Here is an 18,072-nt window from a genome sequence, read left to right as displayed (position 1 = left end):
TACTGATGTGCTGTACCATATCTTTGCATATCTAGGAAAACTTGCGTATCAAGGCTCATTCAATGGTAGTAAATAAGTAGTAAATTGATGTGTTTGTTTCCTTGAAAATGCTGATAGATACTGTGTTTTAGCGGATAATCAGATTTTTATTGTGTTTTTTTATACCAAAAATCATCATACAATGCATTTATTACTATAACCAATCTTGAAGCATAGCTATCTGCATATTTATCCGGATCATCCAAAATATCATTGATGTGGTCAACATTGAACTGTTCTGATTCTAGCCATTTTCTAATATTATCTAAAATACTCCCGTCCATCTTGCTTGATTTAGCCTGCTTGTAAAAAGCCCAAGGTGAACTAAAAAATCTGGATAAAAGTGGTTTTATATCTAGTTCTACATCTAGTATGCCACTCTCCAATCCTTTAATAATCCAATGAGCAAAAACATTATATGACAATTGTTCATACGGGTTCCCTTCGTTATCTGTCAAATATGTTAATTCAATCAAATCTCTGCTAGCCATCAGTTGAACATCTTCATCTGTTGACTCTAAGATTTTCCTTCTATTTCGGATGATATTACTTTCAATCTGATAATTGCTACATATATATGAAATAATAACTTTTATTGTATAAACACCTAAATCATCATTTTCATACTTAATTTGTTGCAATAACTCATTCAATTTATCATCATCTAATTCATCACATATCTCTTCTAAATCCTCATGTATTTCCTCAAACAATTCTTCACATTCTTCAGAATCATGTGCACTTTCAGCAAGGCTGTTTATTTCTTCTTCAAAATCTCCAAGATCATCTAAAATCAAAGCAGTTTTTTGAATTATTTTACTCTGTTTAGCAATAAGTTTTCCAAATTTTTCCACACTAAAGGAATTGTATTTTTGCGGTAAAAGGAGCCTTAATAAATCCAAATATTCTTCTTTTTTCTGCTGAACCGGTGTAGCACTTAATAAAAGTATATTTTTTGCTAGTGTACTTATTTTATGAAGCTTTTCATATTCACTCTGTGAAAACAAATATTTATGCACTTCATCAACAATTACAAAATCCCAATCAGTAAACAAATCCTTTTCACTAAGTTCCTGTAATGTTTTTACTGTTACAGAATTATTATTTTTCCCCATTCCATTAGGTATATTGAATTTCAATAACAGTTCTGAAATCCATTGTTCTTTTAATACTTGAGGAACCACAATCAACGCCTTCTTATTACTCTGATTCATAGTATATATCTTGTATACTGATATAGCCTCAATTGTTTTTCCCATGCCTACTTCGTCAGCTAGCATATATCGACATGGTGACTCCTGCAGGCATCTCATAATCGTATTAACCTGATGTGGCATTAAATATATTTTTGATCCAGCCAATTCTTTAAAACCATAAATAGAATTTTCAAGAATATCCATACTTTTTGCCACAACAGCCCTTCCAAGATACCATGCTGGATTTTGGAACTCATAATTTTTCAACTGGACGCAAGGATCTACCTGACCGTTATTAAAAGCAGCTATAACGTCAGCCTCTGGCACCTTAACAACACTCGTGTCATCAAAGTTTTGAATATAGTACTTATAATAATCATCTTTGCATTTTTGACATGATAATACTTTATAGCTGGATCCCTTATACACAACTATCGATCCGATAAAAAAACTGCATCTATCTACACTTCCTAATGGCAATTCTATAACACCCTTCGGTAAATCTTCAAAAAATAGAAGATGCCCAAATGGATCATGAACTTTGACCGATACAGTCCGTTTAAACTCATCAATATTAATTATTTGTCCGCATACAAAAATTCGTGGTTCATACATGCTCTCTTGATCCGCTGGACATCTAACATACATCTTTGTTTTTAACATAATCGGCCTCCCCCTATCGTTATTCTATGCATGCATAATAATCAACACATATTTCTCTATTTGTGCAGTATTTACACCAGAGATTGGTACTGCCACCAAATCCAAGTTTCTTTAATTTTTCTTCTGACAACTCTTCTTCTATTTTCTGCTGATTTACATCTGGAAACATATCTTTTAATACGTCTTGATTAAATTTCTTTGGATCTTTCAATTGCTTACATATAAACAATTCACGTATCATCATAAATTTCAGATCATCTTCTGATAAAACAAGAAAAGCTTTTCCATTGTTCAATCGATTTTTCACATTATTAATGATATCAATTCTATTTATATTAACCGTAAATGGGAAATACTTTTTTAGCTCATCATACAACTCATTCAGTTTATCCAAAAGAAGAATTTCACTATGTGGAAGTCCTTGCAGGCTCTCTTTTGTTTCATTTTCTATCCAAACTTCCAGATACTTTGCAAGTAAAAAATTATCTTTATATATTGTATTCCCTTCTACAAGGCTTTCTAATAAAAATCTTTTTTTACATATCTTAAATCTATAATAATCACAATTCTGATATTTTCCAGAAATACCATTTTTAATCTGTATGCCTGAAAGTGGCTCCATCTTATGATTTATTCTTCTATCTATATTCCGCTCTTTTTTTACCCCGAGAATTTTCAACAAATAATATGGTTCTCTTTCCTGATCTCCATCCCTCTTTACGAAACTCAGTTTGTAATTTCCCCTGTTAAATTCTAGTCCATAAATCAGAGCATATCTTTTAAAATTCTTATACTCTTTTCTACCTTTAACGTATACCTGATATTTCCAGTCAACTGGATTTTGTGCTACTTCAAAGAAATCTCCATTTAACGGCCAAGTGAATTCTCTCTGCTTAACAGAATTAATATCTTCATCCGTTAGACAAGCAAAATGCAATATGCTGTTATCCCTTTCCTTATAAGTTCTTAGCACATCACCATCAATCTGCTCAAAATTACGAACAATCCAATTGGCACTTTTCCCTGGTTTGCTTTCCTGAACCAAGTACAATGACATAGTAGATTTAAGACATTCAAAAGATGCGGAAGCATCAATATTTTCCACCTCATCCAATCTAGATAACACCCTGCTGATTATATCAGTAAACTCTTCTGACAATTCTCGTTCTTCAAGGATTTCCTCTTGCAGATATTGTTTTAGTTTTTTATAAAATCTTCTAAAATTACTTGGTCTTTTTTCAAAGTCTTCATAAAAGAAAGAAGCTAATTCTTCAAGTTCATTAAGTGCCTCTTCTAACTCTTTTAACTCAATCGAAGAAACTGAATAATAAGAAATGTGTCCAAGATACTCTTGCCTCTTCTCATCTGAGACATATTTTTTATTTTTCCTCACTTTCTTTATTCTGGACAGCATATCATCAATTGACGCACATCCATCAAACAGCGCCTCTAATTTGCCAAATGTTGACACCAGTCTTCCTGTTGTTGCCTCCGCTAAAATTCCAGCCCCTAAACATTCTCTGATATCATTAATATCTGAAATAATAATGCCATTTGTTTCTGAATCCCACATATTGGCAATTGCGATAAAGAAATGTCCTAATGGATAATTTAAGAATTGCCGTTCTCCGAACTGTTCCGGAAAATATACTTTCAAAATATCATTGACAGAACTATCTGCTGCGTAAATTTGTTCTTTCATTGCATTCATTGGATGTTCTGGATCTTTCTTTTCTGCATCCTCAAATACTTTAGCTACGTAACTTGCGAATTCCGTCGTATTATCAAACTCTATTATTTCGTAGGGCTTTCTGACAGAAATATCTTCCTTGTGTCCACCTATAAGTTTACCTATGTTATGAGCCAATAAATTTCCATCATAACTTACCGCCGAAACATCTACCGGATAATATTCAATGCCATCAAAATTTTGTATCTCGCAGTCAAATGCAGAATAAATATCAATCCATGTCTGATATATATTTTTATACTGTTCCTGATAATTAATTAATAAAATTACTTTTTTATATTTCGCTATCTCCTCAATAGCTCTCAACAACAGTGGCGAAAACTGATGTACTCCATGAATAACAATGTGATCCAGTGTTTCCACTTCTATCTCATTTTTCGTAGAAGAATTATCTTTTGCTGTGGTCATAGCTTTGATAATTGCTTTATTTATTTGCTCTTCTGTAAAATCCTGCTCTAAACAAAAATCTTTCACCTTCTCAGATGCTCTAATTTTCTTATAAACAGATACTATAAATCTTTGTTCTGGTGTTAAATATTTGTCTACAATATTTTGCGGCTCCATCTTCAATTCAAACATTGTACGTATACTTGTAAAAACCTCATCCCTATTAAATAAAAATGATTTTTTTACATTATCCAATTCTATTCTTGATATTCCTGTAATATCCGAAGAATTAACAATAATATTATCGATATCTGCATGCTGCTTAACAGCACACGCCGTTCCGTTCCATTTCTCATACAAAACATCTGTAAGGTTTTTAACGGTAGTAACACGTCCTATTTGAAAAGCCGCTCCATAAACCACTTTCAGACCATTTACCAGTGTTTGCGCAGCACAGAAATATGGACATGAAGATATTTCCTTCCATAATTCTTTATTTTCTTTCAATTTATATGGATCGCGATATGTGTATATAATGACTGACATATTATCCCTCCAATAGTGATCCCCAACTAATTTGCGGAGTACTATCTATATTATTAATCCAAATGCAATTCCGTATCGACCTTGTCAATGCAACATATAGAATCCGGGCTTCTTCAGCAATTTGCTCATCGACTTCCTTACCCTCACTGTAATTTGAATTTCTTTCTCGAATACCATTTTCAAACAATACAGTGTACGACAAACTATTATCGTTATAGTTTGTCTCTAATTTAACCTTTTTTATATCGCTTATATCCTCGAAAGTATATGGTAAAATCACCGTTCCGTATTCTAACCCCTTAGATTTATGAACTGTACTGCAAATCACATGCACACCTTCATCGTCAACTTCTACTGATCTTGAAAGTTGTCTCTGACCGGTCAAAATATTTATCCCAAGATATTCAATAATCTGATTCAATGTCAATGTATCTACATGTGTAAATTTGATCATTTTCTCCATCAAATACTCATGATTAGCAATGTATAATCTCTTCTTCTCCGGAATCTGAGTATAGTTATCCCAAGGTCTCAAAGATTCAATTATATTCTTTAATGCATACAGAACCGGTTGCGTATATACCTCATTCAAAACACTTTCCCAACTCATATTCATCCGTTTTACAAAGAAAGCATTTAATATATTTTTTAATTCTTTTAGTTTTTCTTTCTCAGACATACAATGAAATTTTTGATAATCAAGTTTCAAATCCGTATAATTGGATTCAATAAAATTCACCAAATAGACCGGGCTAGTATTATGGCTAATAGCTAAAACTAATTTATACAAATCCAATGTTGATGGCAGTTGAAACAAATCGCCGCCAGTGCTTATTTCCACATTAATATTCTTTTTTGCCGCTGCCTTTACAACATTTTCAACTTGCCAATTACTTCTAACCAAAATAGCAATTGTTCGTTCTTCTTTACTAAGCGACTTATTTTTCATCAGTTCTTTTAGCTTTGTAACTTCTGAAAGAATAGTTTCATTCAGCAATTCTAGAATCTTCTCATTCTCTTTGCCATGACAAGGCAGTTCAACCAACAATTCATCATCCTTTGCATCTGAAATAACATCACTCACTAACCGATCTGCTTTTCCAGAATATGGCAATATATTCTTACTCCCCATTTTCGCAAATATTTCATCAAACAGGCTGAGTAGTCTTTGATCTGTACGATAGTTACGATTTAATCTATGGTGGCTCCACTCCTTTTTCTTGCCATTCTGAAGTTTTTGAAAAGCATTCAATTTAGCACCTCGAAATCTATAAATGCTTTGCTTTAAGTCACCGACAACGAACAACTTGCATTCCGCATTGATGCTTTTTTGCAACTTCTGAAATATTTCAATCTGTACGTCATCAGTATCCTGAAATTCATCAATGAATAAATATTTAAGATGTAAATTTTCTAATTTTTCACATCCCCCTGACAATATTTTTTCCAATTCAATAACGCTTTCCTTTAAGTCAATATTGTTACCATCTCTCAATGTTTCCAAATACAACTCTTCTGCTGGAAATACAACTCTTGTAAGCAATTCATTAAAATACGGAATATTATTATCAACAGTGACGCCCATTTCGGATGTTTTTATTTGTTCCAAATTAATACTCTTATCAAAAAGCCTATCCGCAATACTCATAAGTTTCTTTTTTAAATCATAGATTGGAATAGGTAGTTCATTTACAAAATTTGCATTCTCACATTCTTTTTCTTCCAGGAATTCACCCAAAAACAAATCATAGGTTTTTCCTCTCTTATGTTCATTTTCTGTAATTCTAAAATTGGTTCCCAGTCCCGTATACAAGGATTCTCCTCTCAAAATTCCTATAGCAAACTTATGGATTGTTGAAATATTTGAACGATCAATATCCTCTACAAATTTGAGATATTTTTCTCTTCCCGTTAATACAAAATAGTTCACAAACATTTGCTTTAATCTTTTTTTCATATTAATTGCTGCATCATTTGTAAACGTCACCATTGCTATCTCATCTGCTATATTGGAAACAGCGTCCACTTCTTTATTACAGAGATATGCAATTCTGGAGACCATCGAAAATGTCTTTCCTGTTCCAGCCCCGGCCTCAACTAAAATGTCATGCAAAGTAGATGCGTGCTCTACTTCGTATTGCTGCAGATTGAATGCAGAACACTCTGAAAGCGTTCTTAACACATCGTATGCTTGAGGTGTTACTTTTCCTTCTTTAACAACAATTTTTTCAGAACATTTTGCCCCCAACGAATCAATGTGGTACAGTTCAAAATTAAATATTCTAAAACAATCATCATCTTTCTCTTCTGAAATTCCCTTGTAATATCCCAAATATAAATTATTTTTTTTATAATCCACGTTACGTTTTCTTAAACCGTCATTTAAGCATCTAATAATATTTTTGTAGCAAGCACCATCCTCAACAAAAATAATGCTTTTTACACCCATAAAATAAATATCAATCATCTCTTCAACTTCTGTTATATTAGGCATATCCGGTATAATATACAATTTCGAATAGGGTAACACCTTGCCGTCTTCAACATTCTCTTTAATATCGGGTTCTAGGCTTCTTCTAATGCGAAACATTAAATCATAAGAAAAATCAGAATGTGGAATAACGCTATTGACTTGAAAAACATTGATTATTTTGTTATTTAACCGTTCGCGATCCTCTAAGTCTTCTTTAAAAATAGTATATTGTTCCTCCGAAATAATATCTAAACGACTACTTTCATACTCGGCTTTACTGATAAATGGGTAACATACCATGTCTAAAACCAATGGGCTTACATTATATTTCTCGCTTATTTTATTGAGTATGGCAAATCTATAAACTCTCGCTTGCTTTTTGGGCGATGTCTGTGGCCTCTCATAACCTTCTACATCAATATTATCAACACCGTTTACTATAATCTTTTCAGCAAGCCACCCCTTAACCTCAATTACAACAATACCAAGGTTTTCTGCCATAACACAAAAATCATACTCTCTACCATTGATTTCTCTCTGGTTATACACAACCATATCACTGGGCAAGTATTCATTTAATTTATCCCAAACTTTCCCTTCCCCTTTGAAGGATGGTTTTTCATCAATCATTTTTGCCATAATAAAATCCCTCGTTTTATCTATTTATCTGAATCGTCCTAAATAATTTCTATTACATCATCCATTTTACAATCAAGTGCCTTACATATTTTTGCCATAACTTCAACCGTTACATTTTCATTATTGGCCAACTTAGTCATAGTGCTATTTCCAATTCCGGCAAGTTCCCTCAGATCTTTCTTTTTCATGTCACGATCAATTAGTAATTTAAATAATTTTTTATAAGATACGCTCATTGTTCCTCCTGAAGCTCATCAAATGAACACTTCCAAAATAAATTAGTCAAAATTACATATATTAGCTACAGTATATCACAGCATCGTCTATAATGGGTAAAAATGTTGTGGATTGGGATTTTAATTTAAAAAATATCACCGAAACATAACTTTCTTCAAAAATGTGACATTTGAAATCAATATTTTAGGTGGCAAGCATAAAAAAATAGAGGACACTTTTCTCAAGCACCCTCTACATTCTTCAATACTATCATAATACTTCTGACTCTTTACTCCCCTCAAACTATGCTGCCAACGCTTTTTCTCAATACCTTGTTCTCTGCTTTCTTTCAGCATATCTTCTACCGCTTTGCACACATCAATCACCTCCGTCTCTTCTGGAATTTCTATGGGTGTATTTGTAATGGTCTTGATCACCACTGCTGCCTTCCGGTCGAGCATCATGCGCGGATTATCCTTTAAAATTTCTAATAGCTTTTTCTTATCCTTTGAATACTTGATATACTCCATAACTTCCCGCAGACTGGAAGAAAATTTCTCCAAATCTTCTTCGGTTAACCTTGCCGGGTCTATTAGATGAATCCGATAATCCTGCACGAAACGCAGCAGATTCTCGTATTGAATGTTCATCATCTCATGCAGAGACAACGGCGCATCCCATGGATCTGTTCCGAAATGAATTACCAGTGTAATTACTGGTTTCAGGACATCGTCCTTATAGAATCCAGACAAATATTCTGCTTTTGTGTAATCATCTCCATGGTCTTTTTCCTGTTGTTTTGCACTTTTTCTGTTTTTTCGATGTCTTGCCGCAGTGTCTGTAACCTGTCTGCCATACTGTAAGGCATCGTATATCATATTTCGAACTGGCATCGCATAATGAATGTCTGTCTGGTTTTCAATTCCAAGAAGCAGATAATACGTTTCCGCTTCCTGCATAATCACAGCTGTTTTCAATATATCCCGATATTTCTGGACCGGATCTTCTGTCATTTCGGTTGTCTCTTTTGCCTCTTTTCTCTCTTCTGTTGCGCCAAACGGTATGGCAATCTCTGTTGAATCAACTTCTGTCAGTTTTTCCGGATCAACAACTTTTTTCCCGTCATAGATCAAATAATTGAACGCATCTGCAAAAATGTTACTCTTTCGCATGTATGCTTTGGTAACAATGTCCGCTTTTCCCATGTGCATACGCCTCCTCAAAAATATTTCAGAGAAGTCTGCACCCCTTCCTGTTGTTTTTCATCTTATCACGAATTGGCAGCTCTATCAAGTTGGAAATACGAACTATGAACATGCTTCTTAAGATGTCACTATAACAAATTCACTACAATCCGATCTATCCCTCGCAGCCCATACATCTTCCCCATCGCTTCTGGCTCCTGCAAAACCGACAAATCAATCCCAAACAGTGAATTATATCTTCCTGCCATCCGCAGATGCTCCGGATATAAAAATGTCTGTTTTTCGCAAAACTCCGGGCATTTCCTCACCGGCGTCTGCGCGCCGCGGCTTCCTTTGATACACGCTGCATACATTGGACAGTACTGCGAAGTATTTGTCTGATAAAAGGGAAGATGAAGACTGTTTTTCCCTTCTGGAAACTTCCTTGTACTGGTATCGCCGCAGCTCTCCCATTCATACCGTTCCATCCGAAATTCTTCTTTCAAATACTCCCGGTAAAATGCCGCATGAACGCTGTTTTGTTTAAACAGTGTACGGTCCCCCAGCTTATAAGTCATCCGCGGATCTTTTTTCCGCTTGTTGAGCAGCACGCCAAGGCAGAGAGAAAACACCGGAAACTGAGCTGCCAGATGGGCCGTTCCCCAGTCATTTACGACAATCTCGATGGTTTTGTTCTTTTGTTCACACCATCTGGCAAGATGCTGCAGACGTGCTTGCGTTTCCGACAGATTTTCTTCCATCAGGAAAGGAAAGACCATCGTAACGGCAAGCGACTCCCGGCAGGCTTTATCCATCAGTGCAAACAGTTCCTCTTCTTTTGGTGCCAGATGCGGACAGAAAGCATTTCCTATATAGAGCCGGTCCGGGTGAAAAAGCGGAGGATCTGGAATCTGGTTTTTCCGAAAATAAGCATCAAAAAACACTGCACTTTCCATCGAAAGATACGCCTCATACCATTCCGGCCGATCCAGTTCAAGCGCCAGCTCGATCGGCTGCCCGGGCTGCTCGGATTCCGCAAAGCCATTTTGCAATGCCGTAAATGTTTCCTTCCCGATCCCGGAAAACCATTCCTTTTTCTGCTCTTCCAGGCTTTCCAGATGAAACGCATCCTGCTCCGCAGGATATCCTGTCATCTGTTCTGCAAGAGCGGCATCATCGTCCTCCATTTTCCAGCGGATATACTGGCTGTATTGCAGGGCAAGGCGCTGTACCGCATTTTGATAATCTTCCTGTTCCGTGGCGAAGGTATAAACAACATCAAAATCTTCCTCTTTTTCCTGCAGAAAAGTCGCATCACGAAGAAGAATCCTCTGGTAGGATGCCGTTTTCTGATCGTAAAATGCCAGTTCCCACGGTGCGTTTTTCTGATCAACTGTGGCCGGTGCCGCGAGGCGGGTCTGAAAGCCATATTCCGAAATTGCCGTAATCCGCACTTCCTTATCTCCCCAGTATCCCGCCAGGATTCCGAACGGCAGCATGGAAATCCATGGCCATTGACTGATTTCTTTTTCCCGTTCTTTTTTCTGTTTCATTAATTCAAATCTCCCGTTTCCTGATACCATCCAGTATACCTGTTTTCCTGGAAAACTCAAATAAAAAATCCATCCATACCCGGAAACAGTCTCATCGGAGACCTCCAAGTCATGGATGGATTTTTATTTTCTACCCAATATGCAATTTGTTACATTATTTTTTCAGGCAAGCTCAGCAAATCTTATAAAGATATTTACGAAACTGCCTCTTTTGTAAACGTCTCAATCAACTCTTTGGCATCATCATATCCCTGCCCTTCCAGTTCTTTCTGATACCACTCGTCTACGCCGTCTACTGCCTGTTTGAACGAATCGATGTCCATATCCTCATAATTGGTAATGGTTACACCATTCTCATTCTGCCAGCGGTTCATGATTTCATCATCACCGGCGCGGTTGATTTCACGCTCGTACTGTGTTGCCAGACGTCCGCACTCATCGATTACTTCCTGCTGCTCCGGTGTCATACTGTCATAAATGTCTCCGTTAATACAGAAGAACAGACAATCATAAATTGCATTCCACATCGAGCAGTACGGCTGTACTTCCTGTACGCTGGCTGCATCGATAGCAGGAAGTGGATTTTCCTGGCCTTCTACGGTTTTCTGCTGCAGGGCCGTGTAGGTCTCGGACCAGTTCATGTTGGTGGCATCGGCACCCCAGCGTTTGTAGCATTCCATCAGCAGGTTGCTTCCTGCCACACGGATTTTCAGGTTTTTCATGTCATCGACGGTTTTTACTTCCTGCTTGCTGTTGGTCAGCTGACGGAAACCATTCTCGGCGATTCCCATGCAGTGCAGGCCGTACTCATCAAGGATCTCTTTCAATTTTTCGCCTGCCTCGCCGTCCAGTTTTGCATCCGCATCTTCTACGGAATCAAACAGGAACGGAAGGGATACGACGTTAAATCTCGGGTCAAAGGCAGAGTAAATCAGGTTGCTGTGCATTGAAATCTGTACCGGATCTCCATCGATCAGTGCCTGGATACCCTCGGACTGGTTTCCGTTGGTCAGCTGGTCTGCGGCATATACGTTGACTTTGATCTTGCCGCCGGTTGCTTTTTCAATCAGCTCACCGAACTTCCGGCCGCCTTCTGCCCAGGTACTGGTTTCTGTCGTGGAGCAGGTGAAGTTCCAGGTCTGCTCCGGCCAGTCGAGATCGCTTCTGTCTTCTACATCATGCGTGCTTACGGAAGAAGTATCTTTCTTGGTAAAGGCCTCGATCAGATCTTTGGCATCGTCATAACCTGCGCTTTCCAGTTCCTTCTGATACCACGCATCCACACCGTCTACTGCCTGTTTGAAGGAGTCGATGTCCATATCTTCGTATTTGGTGATCTTGACACCGTTCTCGTTCTGCCAGCGATCCATAATCTCATCGTCACCGGCACGGTTGATGGCACGTTCGTAGTCTACTGCTTTCTGTCCGGCCTCATCGACAACTTTCTGCTGTTCCGGAGTCAGATTGTTATAGATATCTCCGTTAATACAGAAGAACAGGCAGTCATAAATCGCATTCCACATCGAGCAGTACGGCTGTACTTCCTGTACGCTGGCTGCGTCGATAGCCGGCAGCGGATTCTCCTGACCTTCTACGGTTTTCTGCTGCAAGGCTGTGTAGGTCTCGGACCAGTTCATGTTGGTCGCATCGGCGCCCCAGCGTTTGTAGCACTCCATCAGCAGGTTACTTCCTGCGACACGGATTTTCAGGTTTTTCATATCATCGACGGTTTTTACTTCCTGCTTGCTGTTGGTCAGCTGGCGGAAACCGTTCTCAGCGATTCCCATGCAGTGCAGGCCGTACTCATCGAGGATTGCTTTTAATTTTTCACCTGCTTTGCCGTCCAGTTTTGCATCCGCATCTTCTACCGAATCAAACAGGAACGGAAGAGATACGACGTTAAATCTCGGGTCAAACGCAGAGTAAATCAGGTTGCTGTGCATCGAAATCTGTACCGGGTCTCCGTTCATCAGTGCCTGGATTCCCTCGGACTGGTTTCCGTTGGTCAGCTGGTCTGCGGCGTATACATTGACTTTGATCTTGCCGCCGGTTGCTTTTTCCATGAGCTCGCCGAACTTGCGTCCGCCTTCTGCCCAGGTACTGGTCTCTGTGGTGGAGCAGGTAAAGTTCCAGGTCTGCTCTTCCCATCCAAGGTCACTGTAATCAGCGATATCATTGTAATCCTCATTGCCGGAGGAAGTTCCATTTGTACTGCTATCCGCACCATCGCTGCCGGAAGTATCGGAATTCGTTGCTGCAGCTACGGTTCCGGTATAAGCTCCGTCTTTTGCCAGTGCTTTTGGAAGGAACGTGGAAATCTGCGGAACATACGTAATCAGAAGCAGAACTGCTACCGATGCTGCGATCATTGGCATAACGGCTTTGGAAATCTGCTGAATGGTAACTTCCATTCCTTTTTTCAGTTTTACGGAAATGGCGACAAACAGGTTGACACCGACCGGCGGAGTTACCTGTCCGATGGCCAGGTTGACCGTTGCCACGATACCGAATGCTATCAGGTCATAGCCAAGGGCTTTACAGACCGGAAGCATAATCGGGATGAAAATATACATGGCAGAGTTTGCATCGATAAAGCATCCTGCAATCAGGAAAATGATATTGACAATCAGAAGGAATACAAACTGGTTATGAGCAACGCTTCCAAGAAGATCCGACGCTGCCTGCGCAATACCAAACTTTGTGCAGACAAAGGAGAACAGAGAAGCACTTGCGACGATCAGCATAATTCCACCAGTTGTTTTGGCAGAATCTACCATCAGATCCCACAGGTCTTTCAGTTTGATCTCTTTATAAATAAAGATTCCGACAAACAGACCGTATACAACGGAAACGGCAGCTGCCTCGGTCGGGGTGAAAATACTTCCATAGATACCGCCAAGGATGATGACCGGCATTAAGAATCCCCAGAAAGCATCTTTAAAAGCATCCCATCTTTCTTTGGCTGTTGCTTTTTTCTGGGTCGGCTGAATGTTGTGTTTCTTTGCCTCCAGAAGAACAACGATGACAAGGGCCACACCCATCAGAATACCAGGAACGATACCTGCTGTGAACATATCGGCGATGGATACGCCTGTGATGGATGCATAAACAACGAATGCAATACTCGGCGGTATGACGATCGCAATCGAACTTGACGTCGCCATCAGGGCCGTGGAAAACGGAGCAGAAAATCCGCCTCGCTCAATCATGGCAGGGATCAGAACCATACCAAGTGCTGCTACGGTTGCCGGACCGGAACCGGAAATCGCACCAAAGAAGCAGGCTACGATAACGCATACGATGGCGATACCGCCTTTTTTATGGCCGACGCAGGTGTCGACGAAACGAATCAGTCGTTTGGAAATGCCCGCTTTTGCCATAATGTTTCCGGACAATACAAAGAACGGAATGGCAAGGAGCAAAAATTTACTGATACCGGAATACATATTGGTTGCTACGATGGTCAGGGATGTACCGGAGTACAGGATCGCGCAGATCGAAGACAGACCAAGGCAGATGCCAATCGGGATACCAAGGATCAGAAAAACAAAGAATGAAAGAAAAAGAATTGCACTGATCATTTTTTCTGTCCCTCCTCTTTTGCTTTTACGAATGTATCAATCAGATATTCGATCATGTGCAGCGTCATGCAGGCTGCGCCGATCGGTACGAAAGACCAGAAAATCCATTCCGGCCAGTTTAAAACGAACGTTCTCTTTCCGTTGGCAAGCTGGGTCAGTACCTTGTCCATGCCGTATTTAAACAGAACTACGGTAAAGGCAACACTAAATGCTGTGTTGACAACCAGCAGGATTCTTCTCGCCTTCGCAGAAAGACGGTCCGGCAGTAAAGAAAGATTGACCAGCTCTCCGTCACGGGCAGCGAGCGCTGCAGCGAGAAGTGTAATCAGGACAAATACCGCAACAACGAGTTCCTCGGTAAATGACCAGGACTGATGCAGTACCTTACGGGAAAGAACGTTTCCCACCGTAAGCACAACAATCAGGATCGTGGACAGCACGAGAACCAGTTTCTCAACAAATGCCAGTCCATTCATGATTTTTTTGTACACTTTCATATGTTTCCTCCCTTTTCCCGCTGTCGGATACAATGTTCCAGCAGGATCTATTCTTTGCCAGGCTGTATTACCGGGGTGAATTTGCAGCTGACAAACAAAAAAATCCGCCCCTCAACGAGGGACGGAACTGTTCTTTTCCCGCAACCACCCTTGTCTCTTCTTTGAAACAAGCACGAATACAACGCACAAGCATACGCGGTTTCTGTAACGGGAAACTCCCGTGAAAACCTACTGGAATTCCGGCACATAGTACGATACACGGCCGATTCGTTGGGCTTTCCTTCTCCAAGATGATTTTCAATCCAGATTCGTTGCTGTCTCGCACCTTTCCGGCAGCTCTCTGAAAACGATTTGTCTGCATTTACTTTTTCTTTTCTCAGAATTTGCTTTTACACGACAGAAGCAATTTTAACGCGATTTTTGTTGATTGTCAAGAATTGGCTGGAAAAATTTGTCGATTTTTTGAAAAACCGCATTTTTTTCGGTTTTGGACCTTTTTCTTGCATCTTTTCCATATCTTTTATATAATAATCTGCGGTATCCGAAATATGCAGCCTGATTTTTCATCTCGATCTTCCAACATCAGTCCTGCTTATTCATGAAAGGATGATTTTTATGATAAAAAAACTGATTTCCTTTTTTCAAAAAGATGCAGTGCTTACCGTCTCTTTTTTTCTTGCAGTGCTTTCCTGCTTTTTCTGTCCTCCCGGTCCACAGTATCTTGGCTATCTGGATTTTCATACTCTGATCCTGCTGTTCTGTCTGATGCTGATTGTCGCGGGCCTGCGGGAATGTGGCGTATTTGACTGGCTTGGCACCAGTCTTCTCCGGCATGTAAACTCAGAACGGATGGTTGCTCTGCTTCTGATTTCCCTGTGCTTTTTCTGCAGCATGCTGATTACCAATGATGTCGCTCTGATTACCTTTGTTCCGTTTGGCATTCTGCTTCTGCGAATGTGCCATATGGAGCAGAAAAAAATACTTCTTGTCACCTTTATGACCATGGCTGCAAACCTTGGCAGTATGTTTACTCCTATCGGCAATCCGCAGAATCTTTATCTGTATTCGCTTTCCGGACTTTCCCTTTTGCAGTTTCTGCTTATGATGCTGCCTTATACTCTGGGTGCTGCAGTTCTTTTTCTGATCTGCATTTTTCTGTTTTTCTCCGGAAAAAAAATTTCCGTTTCCCTGGGGAAAAAAGCGATTACTCATCCGCGGCAAATCGCAGTTTTTGCAGCTCTTTTTTTCTGCTGTATTCTTACGGTTGCCAAACTTCTCCCGCATAGTATTCTGCTTCTGATCACGATTGCCGGGATCTGCCTGGTGAACCGCAGCCTTTACCGCAGAGCAGACTACTCTCTTTTGTTCACTTTTGTGTTTTTCTTTCTTTTTATTGGAAACATGAAACAAATGGCAGCGCTTCGTATTTATCTGGAACAGATGATTACCGGACACGAACGGCTTCTTTCCGTCCTCACAAGCCAGATCATCAGCAATGTTCCTGCCGCCATGCTGCTTTCCGGATATACAAAAGAAATCCCGGAACTGATTGTAGGAACCAACCTCGGCGGCCTCGGGACTTTAATTGCATCTATGGCAAGCCTGATCTCCTATCGCCAGATTACGGCCGCAGACGCTTCCTGCCGCAAAAAATATATCCTGATTTTTACTGTTTTCAATCTTGTTTTTCTTGCTATTTTGTATCAGATACGCTAAAATAAAAAGAAGATCCGGCTGTACGGGTCTTTTTTCACGGCATTTTATACCGTCTCATTATTACTGTACTTAGCATTTTATATTGAAAAAGAAAGGGTTTCATTTATGAAGATAGATCTCAGAAACGTTCCGGATGCCGAGGTTTCCGGTATTGATCTTGCAAATGTTGACATTACTGTTCCGGCGCCGGAGACAGAACCGCAGCGTCAGTATTACTTTATGGCACTTTTAAAACAGCAGCTCGTACCGGAGCGTGCAAAACAAAACGGAAAAGAGTATCTGACTGCCTGCATCACAACCTTCGGCTGCCAGATGAACGCCCGCGATTCCGAAAAACTGGAGGGAATTCTGGAAACCGTCGGCTACCACATTGTGGAGACCGAAGATGCCGATTTTGTTGTTTACAACACCTGTACCGTCCGTGAAAACGCAAATCTGCGTGTCTACGGTCGTCTTGGACAGCTTGGCAAGTACAAAAAGAAAAATCCGGGCATGATTATTTCCCTCTGCGGATGCATGATGCAGGAGCCGCTTGTTGTCGAAAAACTCAAAAAAAGCTACCATTTCGTCAACCTGATTTTTGGAACGCATAATATCTACCGCTTTGCCGAGTATCTTGTCCGGTGCATGACAGAGGACCGCATGGTGATTGATATCTGGAAAGATACCGACAAAATCGTGGAAAATCTCCCGGTTGACCGCAAATATCCGTTCAAGTCGGGTGTTAATATTATGTTCGGCTGCAATAACTTCTGCAGCTACTGTATCGTACCGTATGTGCGCGGCCGCGAACGCAGCCGGAAGCCGGAGGAAATCATCGCAGAGATCAAACGCCTCGTTGCAGACGGCGTTGTTGAAATCATGCTGCTTGGTCAGAATGTCAATTCCTACGGAAAGAATCTCGAGGAGCCGATGACGTTTGCACAGCTTCTGCGCAAGGCAAATCAGATTGAAGGGCTGAAACGCATCCGTTTCATGACCTCACATCCAAAGGATCTCTCGGAAGAACTGATCGATGCAATGCGCGACTGCGAGAAGGTCTGCCTCCATCTTCATCTTCCGCTCCAGTCCGGAAGCAGCCGTATCTTAAAACTGATGAACCGCCGTTATACCAAAGAGCAGTATCTCGACCTGGTAGACCGAATCCGCGCAAAAGTGCCGGATATTTCTCTGACAACAGATATTATCGTTGGTTTCCCTGGTGAGACCGAAGAAGATTTTCTGGAAACACTGGATGTGGTCCGCCGCGTTCGTTACGACAGCGCGTTTACCTTCCAGTATTCCAGAAGAACCGGAACACCGGCAGCTGCCATGGAAGACCAGATCCCGGCGGATGTTGTAAAAGACCGTTTTGACCGTCTTCTTGCCGAGGTTCAGGAAATTTCCCGCGAGGTAACCGCAAGACATCTTCATACCGTACAGGAAGTTCTGGTGGAAAGTATCAATGAGCAGGACGCTTCTCTTGTCACCGGCCGTATGAGCAACAATACGCTGGTTCATTTCCCGGGAGATGCTTCGATGATCGGAACGCTGCAGAACGTTTCCCTGGACGAATGCCGCGGCTTCTACTATATGGGAACGCTTGTTTAACCAAAAGACCCTGCCCGCACAGTTTTTCAGTCTTTGAAAAGA

The 18,072-nt window shown here is 40.3% G+C and carries 10 protein-coding genes and 1 other annotated feature; of the genes, 2 read left to right on the top strand and 8 right to left on the bottom strand.

Features of this window, described 5'->3' with window-relative positions; genetic code table 11:
- Positions 1 to 146 precede the first annotated feature (146 nt).
- The 8 genes from DW769_RS14245 to DW769_RS14210 all read right to left on the bottom strand — a co-directional run bounded on the left by DW769_RS14245 (position 147) and on the right by DW769_RS14210 (position 14,724).
- On the bottom strand, positions 147 to 1,898 hold the full coding sequence (locus tag DW769_RS14245; RefSeq protein ID WP_118750546.1) for an SNF2-related protein: 1,752 nt from the start codon (positions 1,896 to 1,898) through the stop codon (positions 147 to 149).
- A 19-nt stretch (positions 1,899 to 1,917) separates the two neighbouring features.
- Positions 1,918 to 4,581 (bottom strand): hypothetical protein, encoded by a 2,664-nt coding sequence (locus DW769_RS14240; protein ID WP_118750545.1) that lies wholly within the window; start codon positions 4,579 to 4,581, stop codon positions 1,918 to 1,920.
- Position 4,582: 1 nt separating this feature from the next.
- Positions 4,583 to 7,693, bottom strand: coding sequence for a UvrD-helicase domain-containing protein (locus DW769_RS14235; RefSeq protein WP_118750544.1), 3,111 nt, complete (start codon positions 7,691 to 7,693; stop codon positions 4,583 to 4,585).
- Positions 7,694 to 7,731: 38 nt separating this feature from the next.
- The gene (locus DW769_RS14230) at positions 7,732 to 7,929 is read right to left on the bottom strand and encodes a helix-turn-helix domain-containing protein (RefSeq protein ID WP_118594476.1); all 198 of its coding nucleotides are present in this window, start codon (positions 7,927 to 7,929) and stop codon (positions 7,732 to 7,734) included.
- 135 nt (positions 7,930 to 8,064) lie between these two features.
- On the bottom strand, positions 8,065 to 8,922 hold the full coding sequence (locus tag DW769_RS14225) for an Rpn family recombination-promoting nuclease/putative transposase (protein WP_158579832.1): 858 nt from the start codon (positions 8,920 to 8,922) through the stop codon (positions 8,065 to 8,067).
- 320 nt (positions 8,923 to 9,242) lie between these two features.
- Positions 9,243 to 10,646 (bottom strand): hypothetical protein, encoded by a 1,404-nt coding sequence (locus DW769_RS14220; RefSeq protein ID WP_118750542.1) that lies wholly within the window; start codon positions 10,644 to 10,646, stop codon positions 9,243 to 9,245.
- A 194-nt stretch (positions 10,647 to 10,840) separates the two neighbouring features.
- Positions 10,841 to 14,227, bottom strand: a complete 3,387-nt coding sequence (locus tag DW769_RS14215; protein WP_118750541.1) for a TRAP transporter large permease subunit — start codon at positions 14,225 to 14,227, stop codon at positions 10,841 to 10,843.
- Positions 14,224 to 14,724, bottom strand: coding sequence for a TRAP transporter small permease (locus tag DW769_RS14210; RefSeq protein ID WP_055228267.1), 501 nt, complete (start codon positions 14,722 to 14,724; stop codon positions 14,224 to 14,226). The genes DW769_RS14215 and DW769_RS14210 overlap by 4 nt, the downstream gene beginning before the upstream one ends.
- Before the next feature lie 114 nt (positions 14,725 to 14,838).
- Positions 14,839 to 15,111 (bottom strand) — a binding site (T-box leader).
- Positions 15,112 to 15,339: 228 nt separating this feature from the next.
- Between DW769_RS14210 and DW769_RS14205 the strand changes: the two genes are divergently transcribed.
- Both DW769_RS14205 and miaB read left to right on the top strand, forming a co-directional pair.
- Positions 15,340 to 16,440, top strand: a complete 1,101-nt coding sequence (locus DW769_RS14205; RefSeq protein WP_055266017.1) for an SLC13 family permease — start codon at positions 15,340 to 15,342, stop codon at positions 16,438 to 16,440.
- A 105-nt stretch (positions 16,441 to 16,545) separates the two neighbouring features.
- Complete coding sequence (gene miaB, locus DW769_RS14200; protein ID WP_055266015.1) at positions 16,546 to 18,030, top strand: tRNA (N6-isopentenyl adenosine(37)-C2)-methylthiotransferase MiaB; 1,485 nt, start codon at positions 16,546 to 16,548, stop codon at positions 18,028 to 18,030.
- Positions 18,031 to 18,072: the final 42 nt, after the last annotated feature.

This window comes from Blautia sp. AM29-29, assembly GCF_003480555.1.
Lineage (GTDB): Bacteria > Bacillota > Clostridia > Lachnospirales > Lachnospiraceae > Fusicatenibacter > Fusicatenibacter saccharivorans.
This window is presented reverse-complemented; position numbering and strand designations above follow the sequence as displayed.